This is a genomic window from Paraclostridium sordellii (genome assembly GCF_000953675.1).
In the GTDB taxonomy this organism is placed as follows: Bacteria; Bacillota; Clostridia; order Peptostreptococcales; family Peptostreptococcaceae; genus Paraclostridium; species Paraclostridium sordellii.
In genome coordinates, this window is record NZ_LN679998.1 from 2292306 (window position 1) to 2308294 (window position 15989).

Consider the following 15989-nt stretch of genomic DNA (forward strand, 5'->3'; position numbering starts at 1 on the left):
TTTCTCAACAGCTTTTGCACATGATGCTCAAGTCATACCAGTTACTTTATAGGTATCTTTTTCTATATTTATATCCATTGGTTTTCACCATCCTTATTAAATTATTTTATATACATTATATACCCCCTAAGGGTATTTTAAAACACTTTTTCTTTTTTTTTAATATTTTTTTATAAAATAACTGGCTATTTAAAAATAGCCAGTTATTTATCAATTAAAATTTCTATTTGTCCAAGTGACTTTATCTTTCCATCCATACCAACTCTAGTCATTATGTAAATTTCATGAAAATCACCTATAATCTTTATATTATTTTTTTGTATATAATTCATAATTGTGTGATAATACTTACTCGAATTTCTATAGGCATCATCAAAGTACATAGTTAAATAGTTTCCAGCTGGAACTTTAACCAGCTTCTCATCTTCAAAAAATATTTCTTCACCTAGATTAATCATTACATTTTTATATATAACTTCTTCATTATCATTCATATCTTTATACGATGTTGTAAATGCTATTTCTGCATTTACATTTTCATAATCTCGTTCAACCTCTAAAAGAACTTTTCTAAGGTTTATTTCAAACTCATCAGTATATCTATCTGTATAATTATACTTAATAAATAACCTTTCTTTATTTTGCTTTATAAACACTTTATTTATTCCTTTTTCTAAAGATATAGAAAGTGTATTACTCATATATTCGATTTTATTTTTTATGTTTTCTAACTCTTTTATCTTTTCATCAATAATTTGCTTTTGATTATTTAATATATTTGATATTGAATCTAAAGAAGTATAATTATTTGTTACTTCTTTTATTTCTTCTAATGACATTCCCATAGCCTTACATTGCTTTATTAAGTCTATAGTACTAAAATCCTTAAGCGAGTAATACCTATACCCCGTATCTTCATTTGTATATGAAGGCTTAAGCAATTCAACCTTTTCATAATGTCTAAGAGTTTGTACTGATATATTATTCAATCTAGCCATCTGCCCAATTGATAGATACTTTCCCATTAAATCACCTCTGCTATATTTTAGCATAATATTTTAATAAAAAACTAGTCTACTGAATTTGTACTTTTTTATAATTTAATAAACTTTTTTATTTTCAGAAAAAACTTATTACTTCTTGGAAATTCAATTTTTTTAAGTTTCTTTAAAATTTTTTCTAAGTTTTTTATATCTATATTTTCAAATTTATTATATTCAAATCCATCTTCAATGATATTAAATTTACTATAATCAGTTTTCGTAATTATTATTTTTCTATCCTTTTTATAAGTAAGTAGCTCTAATTGATCTCCTGTATTAAATTTTTTTAACTTTTCTAAAGTGACTTTTGTAAAATTTTTAATATCTAACATTTTTTCACCTTCTTAAATATTTTCAAAATAATACTTTACTAAATTCTTACCCTTTTAGACAAAATAAAAACTGTACTCTAAAAATTAGAGTACAGTTTTTATTTTGTCTATATATTAGATGCATCTCCAAAAACAACAGATTGGCTTTTTTCCGCTTCATTAATAACTTTAGCTGTATATTTTTTAATATTAGCCATGATATACATAACTATAAAAGTTATACTTTCTGATACTAACACACTTACCCATATCCCATTTAATCCAAATAGTTTTGGTAAAACTATTAAGCATACTGGTAAGAACACTATAGATCTAAATAAGCATATTAAATTAGAAAACTTAGGAATTTCAATAGCTTGATAATAAACTAAAGTATTTAAGTTTATACTACCTATAATATATGCTAAGCAAGCTATTTTTATACCATGATATCCAAGTTCAGCTATTTTAGGATCAGTAGTAAATATACCAACTATACTTCTACCAAATACATAACATATTAAAGCTGCACTTATACTAACTATAAGCGAACATTTACAATTTATGTTATAAAACTTTAACATTTTTTTAGAGTCTTTTCTACCAAAATTGTAACTTATAAGTGGTTGTGCCCCAAATGTTAATCCTAGTAAAACCATATATATATTTGTAGTTATATAGTTTATTATGCTGTATGTTGCTATACCAATCTCTCCCATAAAGTTTGATAAAGCTATATTGTGTAAAAATACTATAATAGAAAAACTTGCTTGACCGAAGAATGATGGAAATCCTACATTTAAAACTTCTTTTATTGTAGCTTTATCTAGTGATGTATTTCCAAAACTTAAATATCCTTTTCTCTTTAAGAAATGTGGTAATAATATAAGAACAGTAACAATTTGACCAAGTCCCGTTGCTATTGCAGCTCCTTTTATTCCCATAGATAATATAAATATAAATACATAGTCTAAAATAACATTAGTTATTGCTCCTGCTATGGTAGATACCATTGCAAGTTTAGGTCTATTATCATTTCTTACGAAACTATTAAGTACTATACCAACTAAGTTTGGTGTACAAAAAATTGCATAAAATCTAAGATAATCTATAGCTAATGGCTCCAAATTATCTGTTGCACCTAACATTCTTACTATAGGTCCAGTAAATAATATACAAATAATACTAGTAACAACACTTATAATTAATAATAACTTAAATACTTGCCTAAATATATCAACTGCTTTATCTATATCATCAGCACCTACATTTTTAGATACTAATGCTCCTCCACCTACTGCTAGCATACTTGCAATCCCAAATAAAACTACAGTAAAAGGAAGTACTATATTTACAGCAGCTAATGCTGAATCTCCAACACCTTGACCTACAAAAATTCCATCTATTACAGTGTATAATGACGATATAAACATTGCCAATGATGATGGTATGGCATATCTTAAAAATTCACTAACCATATTATACCTCCTATATTTTTATAAAATAAATTATAAAGTCTATAGTAGGTATAGAGTCAACAGTAAATTATTAATATTTATTTATAATATTAATATAAAAAAAGATGGCTATTTTTATGCCATCCTTTTTATTGTTATTTGTGTGTATTTTCTTTTAGATTAGCTAATGTATATATAGAATATAATCCTGCTAATCCAACTAGTACAAATATAGTTCTACTTATCATAGAATAAGTTCCGCCAAATAGGTAACCTACAAGATCTAATTGAAACAATCCTATCGATCCCCAGTTTATAGCTCCTATTATAACTAATATCAATGAAATTTGTTTTAATAGCATATTACACACTCCTTATGAATGTTTTGTTATAAACATTTTTCCCAAAATTTATTTTAATATTCTTTTTTTTATAACATTTCTGAAATTTTATTACTTAGATACTATATGCTAGAATATATTTAGTAGTAAAATATAGATTTTTTGGGGGTATTTATGTTTACTAGAAATGAAACTTTAATTGATAAGGCACGATATTCTAAAAAATTACCTAATTTAATATGGGCACTTATTTTAGCACTAATATTTTTAAATATTGGTTCTTTAATAGGTTCTTTAATAACTTTACCTTTAATTGTAATTATGGGTATAATTCCATATTTTGAGTCTAATCAAAATTTAATTATTCTTTTAAGTTCTTTGATTAGTTTTATAGGCATATCTTTGTTAGTATTTTTCAGAGTAAAAAAAATAGAAAAAAGAAATATTTCCTCTATTGGTTTTGAAAAATCAGGATTTTTTAAAAAATATTTATTAGGATTTGTTATAGGCTTAATATTAATGAGTATAGTAGTTTTAATTTTATATCTTTTCGGATTTGTAGATATAAATAAAAATCCATCTCAACCTGTTGGTATATTTGCAATTTCAAATGTATCTATAATTTTAATTGGATGGATAATCCAAGGAGGTACAGAAGAGATTTTAACTCGTGGATGGCTTATGAATGTTTTAAGTGCTCGATACAATATACATATTGGTTTATTTATTTCATCCGTATTTTTTGGAGCGCTCCATTTATTAAATCCTAATGTAGATTATATAGCTATTTTAAATATAATTTTGGTTGGGTATTTGTTTGGACTATATGTATTAAAAACTAATGATTTATGGGGAGCTTGTGGAATTCATAGCGCATGGAATTTTGCTCAAGGAAATTTATTTGGTTTTGAAGTTAGTGGTATAAATGTATCAATAGGCAGTTTACTAGATTTAAATTTAAAAGGCAATCCATCTATTTCAGGTGGAAATTTTGGTCCTGAAGCTGGTCTTTGTTCTACAGTTGTACTTTTACTTGGAATAATTCTTATTTTTTATTTAGATAAGAAAGGATTATTTAAAAAGTATTTTAATAACTATGGTCCAATTTACAAATAATATATATTATTATAACCTTAGGAGGATTTTATGTTAGAAGAATTCATGTCCAAATATATACCCATTTTAGTTACAATATTTGAAATTATGGGTGTTATAATAATAACAATTGGTGCTTTTACAGCATTTTATTATTATCTAAGAAGAATATTATTGAAAAAAGACGTTACTTTTAAACATCAATTTGCAACGGCTATGGCTACTGGATTAGAATTTAAGCTAGCCGCAGAAATTTTAAAAACAGTCTTAGTAAAAACTTTAGATGAATTAGTTATTTTAGGTGCTGTATTTTTACTTAGAGTTCTTATGACATTTGTTATCCAATGGGAAATCAAGCAAGACTCCAATGAAAACAATTATAAAAACAATAAAAACTAGTGCATAAAAAATAAAATGATATATCAAAATCTTGATATATCATTTTATTTATATTAAAACTTGCTAATCTAAATTAAGTTTTGTTCTTATTTTTTCCATTTGAATAATTACATTATCTATATCTTTAAAGCTATGTGTAGCCATAAGAGTTGCTCTGAGTCTAGCTTCTCCTTTTTTTACAGTTGGATATCTTATCGCTGGTATGAATATCCCACTTTCTATTAATTCATCACTAAATTTTAAAGCTTCTTTTTCATTTCCTATAATTATAGGTACTATTGGTGTACTTGATTTTACATAAAATCCTATTTCATTTAATCTTTTGATGAAATAATCAATATTATTATTTAGTTTATCTACCATTTTATAATTTTCTTCAATTATTTCGATACTTTTAATAGATGCTGCTATAACTGCCGGAGATAATGCTGTTGAGAATATAAAACTTCTTGCTTTATTTCTCAAAAACTCTATAACTTTTTTATTTGAGCATACAAATCCTCCCTCACTCCCAATGGCTTTGCTTAAAGTTCCTATAATTATATCAATATCTTTTGTATTAAAATACTCACTACTCCCTCTACCAGTTTTGCCTATTACCCCAGTAGCATGCGCATCATCTACGATTGTAATTAGTTTATTCTTTTTTGCTATTTCTATTATTTTAGGTATATTTGCTATATCTCCATCCATACTAAAAACACTATCTGTAATTATAACTCCTTTTTCAGTAGATATAAGCTCTACTTTTTTCTTCAAATCATTCATATCATTATGTTTGTATACAACTATCTTAGCCTTTGATAATTTGCACCCATCAATTATACTTGCATGATTTAATTCATCACTAAATATTGTATATGTATCATCACATATAGAGGATATAACCCCCATATTTGCCATATATCCTGTATTAAAAATCAAGCAATCTTCATAATCTTTAAATTTTGATATTTTCTCTTCTAACTTTTTATGTAAATCATAACTTCCAGTAGTTAATCTTGATCCACCTGATCCAATCCCATATTTATTTATTGCTTCTATTGCACTTTGTTTTACTTTTTTATTGTTTGCTAACCCAAGGTAATTGTTAGATGACATTAATAAAACTTCTTTATCATCTATAATAGTGTATTTTTCTTGAGGCTTTGATAAATACCTAATTTTTCTATATAAGTCATTAGACTTCATCTCTTCAATTTGATTTTCAATGTTTTTCATATTAATCGCCTTTTTAAAGTTTATTTTTTAATTAATTCATTATTGTTCATAAATTCATCATAACTTATAGTTTCATTAATACTTATAGTGTTTTTTACAATGACCTTTTTATTTTCTATATAATCTATACATCTTTGTAAGTTATCTTTTAATGAATCATATAAAAAAATTCTACCGCCATTCTCACTACCTACTTCTTTTAAATTTGTTATACGAACATATCCATATTTCTTAGAAGCAACATATCCAGTTGTGTAGTTTGGATCATCTGAATAACAAATTTCAGCTATAACTTCATTACAGCTTATAACTTTGCTAGATAGTGCTAATGCTTCTAAAAAGTGAGCATTCGTATTTATACTCTTTGATAACAAATTAATATTATTATTTTCAAAATCCATATAAGTTGCTCTTATACCTCTTAATTTATCTTTTTCTAATCTTTCAAGCGTATTTACATCTAAAAGAATAGCTCCTCTCATATTTGAATTTTCTTTTAAAAGTTTAATTATATATTCACACTTTTTTTCATCTATTCCTAAGTTTTTTATTATTTGTTTAACAACATCAAGCCCTTCTATATGATTTTTCACATCAATAGTATTTACACTAAGTGGATTTATGTATTTTATATCTAACTCATTTAATTTTTCTACTTTTATATTTATACTGTCGGATTTTCCTTTAGTGTGATTTAATGCTCTTTTTATAAGGTTATTTACAGCATTTTCTAAATCAGTTTCATTAACTATATTTTCAGCTCCTGATATATGTTTTTCTACTCCATCTAATCCTTTTGATGATCTCATCTTTATACTATATAAGCTCATATCTATCTCTTTCCCTTTTTCTTTTAAATTTATTTTTTCCTACTATAAATTCTTTATATGAAGTATTTATAGTTATATTTTTTATTAATTTAAAAACTAAATATGATGATATTGCTGTATAAACCATACCTATAGAAGCAGCAAAGATTAGTGCTTTTAATGATGCTCCTGTTATAAAACTCATAATAACTCTCCCTATAAAAGTTCCTACAGGTCCAGCTATTGTTACAACTGATATACTACTTCCAAATATACCTATTAATCCACCAGCAACAACCCTAAATATCATAGCAACTATTATATTTAATATAGTGTGAGTCCCCATCAATAAGTTTATAAAACTAGCTATTATACCTGAATATATGTATCTTTTAAATCCAAAAGTGGCACATATCCCAATGGCTATTGGAGCCGACATTTGAAACTCTGTCCCAGGTATTAATCCAGGTAGCTTAAATATTCCTGATATTGCTATAACTACTGATAAAAATGATATTAAAGTTAATTCTCTCGTTTTTCTCCCCATAGGTCAACCTCCTTATTTTTTAAGTTAACATTATATTCCATATAGTATATTTATATTTCATTTTTGTCAACTGTAGATCTAATTTAAGTTTACCTTTTGAAAATAAAAATAGCTTAGATTAACATACTAATCTAAGCTATTTTTATTAAATTTCAATATTTATTAACTTTTCATAACAATTAAATGGCTTTTCTTTATCCTCAAACCTAACCTGACCAATTGTTTTATATCCATGTTTCTTAAATAAATAATCCATTTTTTCATTTAATAAATATGTATCTGTTTTTATATGTCTCAATCCTTGTTCAACAGATATCTTTTCTGCAAATTTCATAAGATTACTACCTATACCTAAATTCCGTTTAGATGATTTAACAGCTACCCTATGAATAACCAAAGCATCCTCATTAATTTCCCATTCTAGGCTTTTATATTCTGGTGCTTCTACTTTATTCAAACATATCAGACCAACAAGCTCTTCATCTCTCTCATCTACATATAATTCCTGTCTATTGATATCATTTATAAAGTCACTTTCATTTGGATAATTTTCATCCCATTGTGTATTATTGTATAACTTCATTTCTTTTACTGTATCTTTTATTATTCCCATTATTTCTTTTATATCTTCCTTATTTGCTTTCCTTATCATAAAATCCCCCAATGATGTTTTTTCTAAATATTCTATCATTTCATATTAAAATTTTCAATTATTTATAACCTATTCAAGTAAAATAATATTATTTTTGAATAATATTGTTTAATTTTAGTTAAAACTAAATAAAATTAAACAATGCGAGGTTTTTATGTTCAAGTTAAAACAATTACTTTTTTTAATTTTAATATATTATATTTTCAATCTAAATACTACTAATTCTTATGCATTAGATACAAATGCTCAGTATATCAACGGTATTAACAATCTACTTATAATAGGGTTAAATCCCTTAAGTAACTCAAATTCAAAACTATACTGTTGTATAGTTTTAACTATAGATTCAGTAAATAAATCCTTAAAGATAACTTCTATTTGTAAAGATAGTTTAGTTGATATTCCTAATATAGGTTATGGAAATTTAAGCGATTCCTATATAAATGGCAAAGAATATATTCTAATTGAAACTATGAAAAATAATTTCAATTTAAAAATAGATAATTATGTAGTTATAAATAAAGTTGCATTAATAAAAATAATTGATTCTATTAATGGTATTAACTTTGAAGGCTCACATGTAAATGGTCAGGAAACAGTAAATTTACTTTATAAATATTCTAAGAAAGATACACTTTTACAAGAAGAAATTCAAAGAAAAATATTACAAGAAATACTTTATAGTTTTTCTAAACTTGATTTTATATATTATCCCAGGATTATATATCATACTTTTCCATATATCAAAATCAATATAACTCCTTCTAAAATGCTTAATCTAGGTTTTACAGCCCTTAGTTTTGAAAACTATACAGCTAAACAACTTCAATTTCCATTGATTGAATATAGTAGCTATATAAGTTTATATAATAATTCTTTCCTTGGATGGGATAGAAGCATAAACTTACTTGAATTAAATCAATTTATATACAATAAATAACTAAAGGAGCTTATTATATAATAAGCTCCTTTAGTTATTTATTGTATAACCTAAAAATAGACAAGCATCATTATTTGAAATACTGTCCCATATATTAAACAGATTTTCATATAAATATTTGTACGAGTATGTTTTATATAACTTTGAATAGGCCAAAATAATTCCTCAATGGTATGTTCTATATACATTATTTGGCTCTATAAAAATTTTAACACTATCTTTATTGTAATATGAATATTCTTTTTTAAGATTCTTTTTAAGTTTGTTTAATATTTTCATCGCATCTTTCTTTTTTCCTTCAGATATAAATTCCATACCTTTATTAGACTGCAAAATATAGTAATTAATATTTCTTATAATATAGTCTTCACAAACTTTATTTTTATCAAATTCTAAAACTATACTTTGTTTTAACATATAAAGTCACCTCTTTATATATTATTCTATTTTTTTTGACAATATCCTTTTTATCTCTAGATACTAACTGTTTCTGATTCCCATACTCCTGAATTTAAAAATGTTTTAGCTCTTTTATCTGCTTTTTCAACTAAAATTTTATCATACCCCATAAATCCTAATAGTTTTATAGCATTTCTAGTTTGAGCACGACCATTGTGAAGCTTGTAATCAAACTTAATATCATCATCTGTTATAGTTTCTTCAAAGTGATAATTATCATATATATGTTTTAAAATATAAGTAAGTTCAATATCGTGAGTAGCAGCAAAGCATAGAGTATTATTGTTTCCTATAAAATTTAAAACTTCACTTGAAGAAGCTATACGTTCTACAGTATTTGTACCTCTAAGTATTTCATCTACAAAGCATAAACAAGGTATTTCATCATTTATACTATCTAATATTCTTTTTAATGATTTTATTTCTACTATATAGTAACTCTCACTATTATGTATATTATCTTTTAAAGCCATTGATGTATATATATTAAAATACGAAGATTTATATTCATGAGCTAAACAAGTATATATAGTCTGAGCTAATATAGAATTTATTGCAATTGTCTTTATAAATGTTGATTTTCCAGAAGCATTAGATCCTGTAAGCAATACATCCTTATAAAAGTTTCTGCTATTTAGTACTGGATTTTTTATAAGAGGGTGATATATATCTTTAAAAGAAATATGGTTATCTATTTTCGAGTTTGACTTTGTAAGTATAGGTTTTGAGTAAAACTCAAGACTATCTCTAAATGATGCTATTGCTATTAATGCGTCTATTTTTCCTATGTATTCATATATTTCCTTTAAATCTTCTTTATTTCTTATAATAGTATTTTTTATTTTCTCATAAGTAATGAGTTCTCTTAAGAAAGCTAAATTAGCATATTCAGAAAAAACATCTAAATCACTCATTATAGATTTTTGCTCTGTAGAAATGCTTTTTCTTCTTATATTTTTAAGATTTTTTAAATTTAAATCTATATTCTTCATATTTTCATCTAATTCTTTTATTTTATTTTCCTTTATTTTATTAGCTACATTTATAAGTTTTATCATATAACTAAATCCACTAGCATCATAATTTTCAATTTTATTTCTTTGGCTTATAAACACATTTAAAGTTACTAACCCAATTGTTAAAACTATAAATAATGGATTTAGAAATAAAAAAATCAAACTTATAGTAGGAAACCATGCCAATATCCTATATATTAATAATTTGCTCTTACTATTATCAGATTTATTAAATAGACAATTAGTTATATATAGCTCATCTGTCTTTCCTAGTTTTCCTAATATTAATTGTATATTTTGTCTTTCTTTTTCATTGTTCCTAAAAAACTCTATAATATTATCTCTTCTTGAAAGTTCATCTTTATTGTGTAATGGATTTCTAAGAATATCATAAAGGACTTCTTGTCCTGCTGTACTCTGTGTATTATTTATTTTCTTAAATACATCATCTAAACTTAAATCATTCCATGTTATATCATCTATAGTTTTATTTTCATTTTTATTTTTAAAATAGCTAGATACATTTTGCATTTTTAAATTTACATCTTCTAAATCAATTTCTTTCCCATACTGACTAACTATATTTAATTTAAGATATTTTATTCTTTTTCTATTTTCGTAAATTGAAAATAAAATACCTACTAATAATATTACTCCTACTGCTATTAATCCCTTGAAAATCTCATCCATAGTATACCCCTATCTACTCATATTTATTTTTTTATAACTTAAAATTTTCATTTAAACTTACCATTATATAATTAGTATATATTACATTTTATCAATAAACAATTAAGTAAAATCTTAACTTTTATTTCAATCTTCTATTTATTATATTCATATATGGAGTATTTTCCTTAATTCTAATTTCATATTTATAAATGTAGCTAGACATTTACCTCATATAAGTTTATTTTCTTTTTAGAATTTTTCTAGCATCCTGCTTTCAATAAAAAGATAGCTATACAAATTGATTTGTATAGCTATCTTTTTATTTTTATTCATGAACAGAATCTTTAATTTTCTTACTAATAAGCTCCATATATTTTTCTTTTTTAATTTCATACTCTTTATAAGAATCTACATTTTTACAGATATCATTTATAATTTTTTTTATTATATTATTTACATTATCTAAATTTTCTTCATATAAAATTTCTATAGAATCTATTTCTATTAAAGTATTTACCACTTGCATATATATATCATTTAATATTATCTTACTCTTTGTTTTGTAGTTTAATTGAAGTTTAGCTTGATGCTTTATAGGTATAACCTTTTCTTTTATAAATAAAATAAAGTTTTCAAAATCCTTTTTATTATTAAGTGGCTCTATTTCAAATAATATTCTAAAAAATAAATTCCATATAAATTCACAATTTAACTTTGAAATTATAAAATTGCCTAATCTTTCACAAAACTCATCTTCAAACTCTGGTCTTTTATTAAAGCGTATCTTTGAATTAAAATCTATATCCTTTTTAGATATCTCATTTATTCTAATAAGCCCTTGTATAGTAGTATCTTCTCCTATATCTACACCTTCTTGATTTTTATTAAAAGAATAATTTACAATCGTTTCACATGGTTTTTTAAAGTCTATTATAAATCCTATATCTTCTTCCATTTTTTCAGCAAATGTATCATATGCAATTTTCGCTAAAAACTTTTCCATGGATTTTTGTTTTGAATCTTTATCCTTTGTAGTAGTTGAACTAAATGTTTTGTATACAGAAAGTAATTGATTATCAATCATTGTCAAATTAGTTTTTATAGATGCAAATACATCACTTAAAAACTTATCCATCATTAAATATGCATTATTTTTGTAAATAACATTATGTTCTATATCACTCCAAAAAATATTTACCATAGATTTAATTTGAATTTCAAAGCTAATTTTCTTATCTCCATATAAAAACAATCCATCTATCCTATATATCTCAAATCCATTTTTTTGTTTTCTCGGTTGCTCTTTATCTAGTCTTATCCTTATATTTTCATTCTCTTCATTATAGTAATATATACTGTCTTCTGTTTTATTAAAATAATTTTTTAATAATTTGTATATTTTACGTTCTTCTTCTATAAATCTACACTCTAATCTAACCCCTATCAAATCTGATAAGTTGTGTATTAATTCCTTAGGCGTTTTATATCTTTTTAAATATTTATTTCTTATTATCTTCTCTCTTAAACTATACTCCGTTTTAACTCTTGAATTAACATTTAAATAGTCTTGGTCATATCTATTAAGTATATTTTCAAAGTAATTTATTAATTCATCTGACAGCATATTAAGAGTAGGTGTTATTTCCTTAAGTATTTCTAGTGATCCATCTATGTATTCAAATTCTTTCAAGCTCATAACAAGTTCTCCTTGATGTCTTTTTTTGTATATTATAAATATTACACAAAAACACTAATTTAATCAAATAACGAAATTGTAATCTTGATTAAAACTTAATAGTAGTTTAATTTTGTAGTTTTTTAATATTAAATATTTTCATTAATATAAAAAATAAATCTATAATAGCTATACAAAAGTTATATTCATATAGCTACTATAGATTAGCATTTAATATTCATTTTTTAATGAAGTTTGCCTCTTTTTACATATATTTTCCTCATGTTCTAAAATATCTCTACCTTTTTTTATATAGAAGAATACTGAGAAAAATACAGTAAGCAACTCTGATATTGGTATTGCTAACCATATACCATCTAACCCTATAAGGCTTGGAAGTATTATTATTGTAGCAACTACAAATATCAGTGATCTTAAAACTGATATTATAGCAGATATTTGACCATTTCCTATAGCTGTAAAATATCCTGACATGAATATATTAAGTCCTATAAGCAAAAATCCATAGGAAAATAGTTTAATTCCTTCTGTTGCAATAGCATATACCTGCTTATCTTGAGTAAACACACCAATTATATTTTCCCCTAAAAACATGGATATTAAAAATATTACTATAGAACTCCATCCTATAGTTAAAAAACTATGTTTTAAACTTTCTTTTATTTTCTCTTTATTTTTAGCCCCAAAGTTATAACTAATCATAGGAGATATACCAACAGATACTCCAAAATATACAGCTATAAAGAAATAATAAATGTAAATTATAATAGACATTGCAGCAATTCCATTTTCACCACTAAAAGCTAGTATACTTTTATTAAATAAAAATGTAGTTATTCCTGTTGATAATTCTGTAAACATCTCAGAGATACCATTATAACAAGAGTTAAGTAGCGCTTTAAAATCTGCTTTCGGTTTTGTAAATTTCAAGTTAGATTTACTACTTATAAAGTAAATTAATCCTACTAACCCAGATACAGTTATAGCTATATAAGTACCTAACCCAGCTCCAAGTATACCCATTTTAAATATTCTTATAAATAAAAAATCTAAAACTATATTTAGAATTAATCCTAAACTAGACATTAAAAGTGCTACTTTAGGACTTCCATCTACACGTGTATAGTATTCAAAATATAATTTTAACATCATAGGTATTGTCATTAAAATTGTAACTATTCCATATGGTTTAGCATAAGGTAATAATTTTTCTGTTGTTCCTAAAAACATTAAAATTGGTTTTAAAAAAATTACTCCTAATATAGTTAGAGCTATTCCGATAATAATTAGAACTACTGTTGTAAAAGAAAATAATTGATTTGCTCCTTTTTTATCTCTTTCTCCAAGTTTAATCCCAACTAATGCCCCAGACCCAGTAGCCAGCATAACTGATATACCAAATACTATACATGTAATTGGTATTACAATATTTATAGATGCAAGAGCATCTGAGTTTACATATCTTGATACAAAGAATCCATCAATAGTTGTATAAAATGATAAAAATATCATTGTTACAATAGATGGAAAAACAAATTTTAAAAATTCTTTATAATTTTGTTTTTTTAAAAATACTTCTTCCATTTTTTACACCTCTATAATCCTTTAAATAATTGATATCGCTTGACAAGTATAATTGTGAGGGATATAGTAACTATATTGTCAAGCAAATTTTTTATAAATAATAAGGTGGTATATATGGATATGAAATTTACAGTAGGTGAACTGGCAAAACTTCATAATATGAGTAAACAAACTCTAATTTATTATGATAATATTGATCTGTTTAAACCAAATATAGTCGATAAAAATAATGGATATAGATATTATACTTCTAATCAATTAGAAATTTTAGATAGTATTTTAATCCTAAGAGAAATAGGTATTCCTATAAAAGATATTAAGGAGTTTTTGATAAAAAGAGATAATAATAAGGCATTAAAACTTTTAAAAGATCAAAAAAAGGTTTTAGATTTACAAGTTAAAAATTTAAAAAGAACTATTACAAGGTTAGAAAATAAAATAAATACTATAGAAAGCATGCATAGCTATATAGATGGCGTCTACTTTGAAGAAATGGAATCAGAATATTTAGCAGTGAAAAAAGTTGATCCACCTTTTAATCTTTTACAAACAGATATAGCATTTAAAAAACTTTTAACTATGGTTCATAGTAAAAAATATCCTTATAACTATCAATTAGGAACTATTATTTCTCTTGAAAATTTAAATCAAAAAGAGTACACAAGTGCTGACTCTGTATTTTTTCCTCTTTATACAAAGTTAAAAGGTGAAAATATTATAGAAAAAAGCAAAGGCCTTTATGCAGTTTCACTTCATAAAGGTGACTACTCAAGTATTGGAAATACATATGAAATTTTAATTCAAAATATAAAAAAAAATAAGTATGAAATAGTAGGTCCATCCTTTGAATATTGTATTTTAGATAGCTTAACTTCTTATACATCAAAAGATTATATAACTAAAATAACAATTCCTGTAAAAGCTATTTAGATTCATATGTTAAAATTTTTTACAAGTTTTAATAATAAAAAATAGCTATACAAAAGTATAGCTATTTCCATTTTTCAAGAACTTTTAACATAAATTCTTTTATATCTATATTGTATACACTTTTTAAGTGTTCTCCATTAAAAACTTCTTCAGACTTTCCATAACAAACTATTTCGCCATTATTTAGTAGACAAACTGCATCGCTAAAATAATGTACTAAATTTAGATCGTGTAATACTCCAATAACAATCTTTTTATTCTTTTTAGCCCATTTAGATAAATGTTCTAATAGTTCAATTTGATACTTCAAATCTAGATGATTTGTAGGTTCGTCTAGCAATATAATATCTGGATTTTGAGCAAAAGTTCTTGCTAGAAATACTCTTTGAAGCTGTCCTCCACTTAATTCATTTATAGGCTTATCTTTTATATCTAAAAGTCCAACTCGTTCAATTGCATCTAATATAATATCTTTATCCAATTTACTTAGGGTATTAAAAACCCCTTTTGAGTGTGCATATCTACCAAGTGATACAGTTTCATATATTGTATATGGGAAATATATTTGAGTTATCTGACTCATAAGTCCTACTTTTTTAGCAAGTTCTTTTCTTGAAAAATTACATACTTCCATCCCATCTATAGTTATACTACCTTTGTAAGTTATAATATTTGCAATAGATTTTAAAAGTGTACTTTTTCCACATCCATTTGGTCCAACTATACAAAGATTTTTACCGTCTTCAACCTTAAAGTTAATATCTTTTATAATATCTATTTCATCATATCCACAATAAAGATTTTTTACTTCTAACAT

At 24.5% G+C, this 15989-nt stretch carries 17 protein-coding genes; 4 read left to right on the forward strand and 13 right to left on the reverse strand.

Annotated elements, in window-relative coordinates; translation table 11 throughout:
* Positions 1-203 precede the first annotated feature (203 nt).
* The 4 genes from ATCC9714_RS10995 to ATCC9714_RS11010 form a co-directional block, all read right to left on the reverse strand.
* Complete coding sequence (locus ATCC9714_RS10995; protein ID WP_057545277.1) at positions 204-1025, reverse strand: MerR family transcriptional regulator; 822 nt, start codon at positions 1023-1025, stop codon at positions 204-206.
* A gap of 68 nt (positions 1026-1093) precedes the next feature.
* Positions 1094-1375, reverse strand: coding sequence for a hypothetical protein (locus tag ATCC9714_RS11000; protein ID WP_057545279.1), 282 nt, complete (start codon positions 1373-1375; stop codon positions 1094-1096).
* A gap of 107 nt (positions 1376-1482) precedes the next feature.
* Entirely contained in the window at positions 1483-2832 is a 1350-nt protein-coding gene (locus tag ATCC9714_RS11005) for an MATE family efflux transporter (protein WP_057545281.1), read from the reverse strand.
* 134 nt (positions 2833-2966) lie between these two features.
* Positions 2967-3173, reverse strand: a complete 207-nt coding sequence (locus tag ATCC9714_RS11010) for a DUF378 domain-containing protein (RefSeq protein WP_021128001.1) — start codon at positions 3171-3173, stop codon at positions 2967-2969.
* A 153-nt stretch (positions 3174-3326) separates the two neighbouring features.
* On the opposite strand from ATCC9714_RS11010, the gene ATCC9714_RS11015 reads away from it, so the two are divergent.
* Positions 3327-4268, forward strand: coding sequence for a CPBP family intramembrane glutamic endopeptidase (locus tag ATCC9714_RS11015; protein WP_057545282.1), 942 nt, complete (start codon positions 3327-3329; stop codon positions 4266-4268).
* A 30-nt stretch (positions 4269-4298) separates the two neighbouring features.
* Positions 4299-4646 carry a DUF1622 domain-containing protein gene (locus ATCC9714_RS11020; RefSeq protein ID WP_021125939.1) on the forward strand — a complete coding sequence of 116 codons (348 nt, stop codon included), beginning with the start codon at positions 4299-4301 and terminating at the stop codon, positions 4644-4646.
* Between the two features lie 63 nt (positions 4647-4709).
* Here ATCC9714_RS11020 and bioF read toward each other — a convergent pair whose 3' ends face one another.
* The 4 genes from bioF to ATCC9714_RS11040 all read right to left on the reverse strand — a co-directional run bounded on the left by bioF (position 4710) and on the right by ATCC9714_RS11040 (position 7875).
* On the reverse strand, positions 4710-5867 hold the full coding sequence (gene bioF / locus ATCC9714_RS11025; protein ID WP_057545284.1) for an 8-amino-7-oxononanoate synthase: 1158 nt from the start codon (positions 5865-5867) through the stop codon (positions 4710-4712).
* Positions 5868-5887: 20 nt separating this feature from the next.
* Positions 5888-6697 carry a 6-carboxyhexanoate--CoA ligase gene (locus tag ATCC9714_RS11030; RefSeq protein ID WP_057545286.1) on the reverse strand — a complete coding sequence of 270 codons (810 nt, stop codon included), beginning with the start codon at positions 6695-6697 and terminating at the stop codon, positions 5888-5890.
* A complete protein-coding gene (locus ATCC9714_RS11035; RefSeq protein WP_077065687.1) occupies positions 6684-7223 on the reverse strand; it encodes a hypothetical protein in 540 nt (179 codons plus the stop codon). The genes ATCC9714_RS11030 and ATCC9714_RS11035 overlap by 14 nt, the downstream gene beginning before the upstream one ends.
* Positions 7224-7368: 145 nt before the next feature.
* The gene (locus ATCC9714_RS11040; RefSeq protein WP_021125944.1) at positions 7369-7875 is read right to left on the reverse strand and encodes a GNAT family N-acetyltransferase; all 507 of its coding nucleotides are present in this window, start codon (positions 7873-7875) and stop codon (positions 7369-7371) included.
* 154 nt (positions 7876-8029) lie between these two features.
* Between ATCC9714_RS11040 and ATCC9714_RS11045 the strand changes: the two genes are divergently transcribed.
* Entirely contained in the window at positions 8030-8815 is a 786-nt protein-coding gene (locus ATCC9714_RS11045) for an LCP family protein (protein ID WP_057545288.1), read from the forward strand.
* 165 nt (positions 8816-8980) lie between these two features.
* Here ATCC9714_RS11045 and ATCC9714_RS11050 read toward each other — a convergent pair whose 3' ends face one another.
* From ATCC9714_RS11050 to ATCC9714_RS11065, 4 genes are all read right to left on the reverse strand, one after another.
* Complete coding sequence (locus ATCC9714_RS11050) at positions 8981-9232, reverse strand: hypothetical protein (RefSeq protein ID WP_021128009.1); 252 nt, start codon at positions 9230-9232, stop codon at positions 8981-8983.
* Positions 9233-9288: 56 nt separating this feature from the next.
* Positions 9289-10980, reverse strand: coding sequence for a MutS-related protein (locus ATCC9714_RS11055; RefSeq protein WP_057545290.1), 1692 nt, complete (start codon positions 10978-10980; stop codon positions 9289-9291).
* A gap of 307 nt (positions 10981-11287) precedes the next feature.
* Positions 11288-12658: a GTP pyrophosphokinase gene (locus ATCC9714_RS11060; protein WP_057545291.1), complete on the reverse strand. Its 1371-nt coding sequence runs from the start codon at positions 12656-12658 to the stop codon at positions 11288-11290.
* 210 nt (positions 12659-12868) lie between these two features.
* Positions 12869-14242 (reverse strand): MATE family efflux transporter, encoded by a 1374-nt coding sequence (locus ATCC9714_RS11065; protein ID WP_057545293.1) that lies wholly within the window; start codon positions 14240-14242, stop codon positions 12869-12871.
* A gap of 114 nt (positions 14243-14356) precedes the next feature.
* Here ATCC9714_RS11065 and ATCC9714_RS11070 point away from each other — a divergent pair, with 114 nt between their 5' ends.
* Positions 14357-15172: a MerR family transcriptional regulator gene (locus ATCC9714_RS11070; RefSeq protein ID WP_055339868.1), complete on the forward strand. Its 816-nt coding sequence runs from the start codon at positions 14357-14359 to the stop codon at positions 15170-15172.
* 61 nt (positions 15173-15233) lie between these two features.
* Here the strand turns inward: ATCC9714_RS11070 and ATCC9714_RS11075 are convergent, their stop codons facing one another.
* Positions 15234-15989 (reverse strand): ABC transporter ATP-binding protein, encoded by a 756-nt coding sequence (locus ATCC9714_RS11075; protein ID WP_057545376.1) that lies wholly within the window; start codon positions 15987-15989, stop codon positions 15234-15236.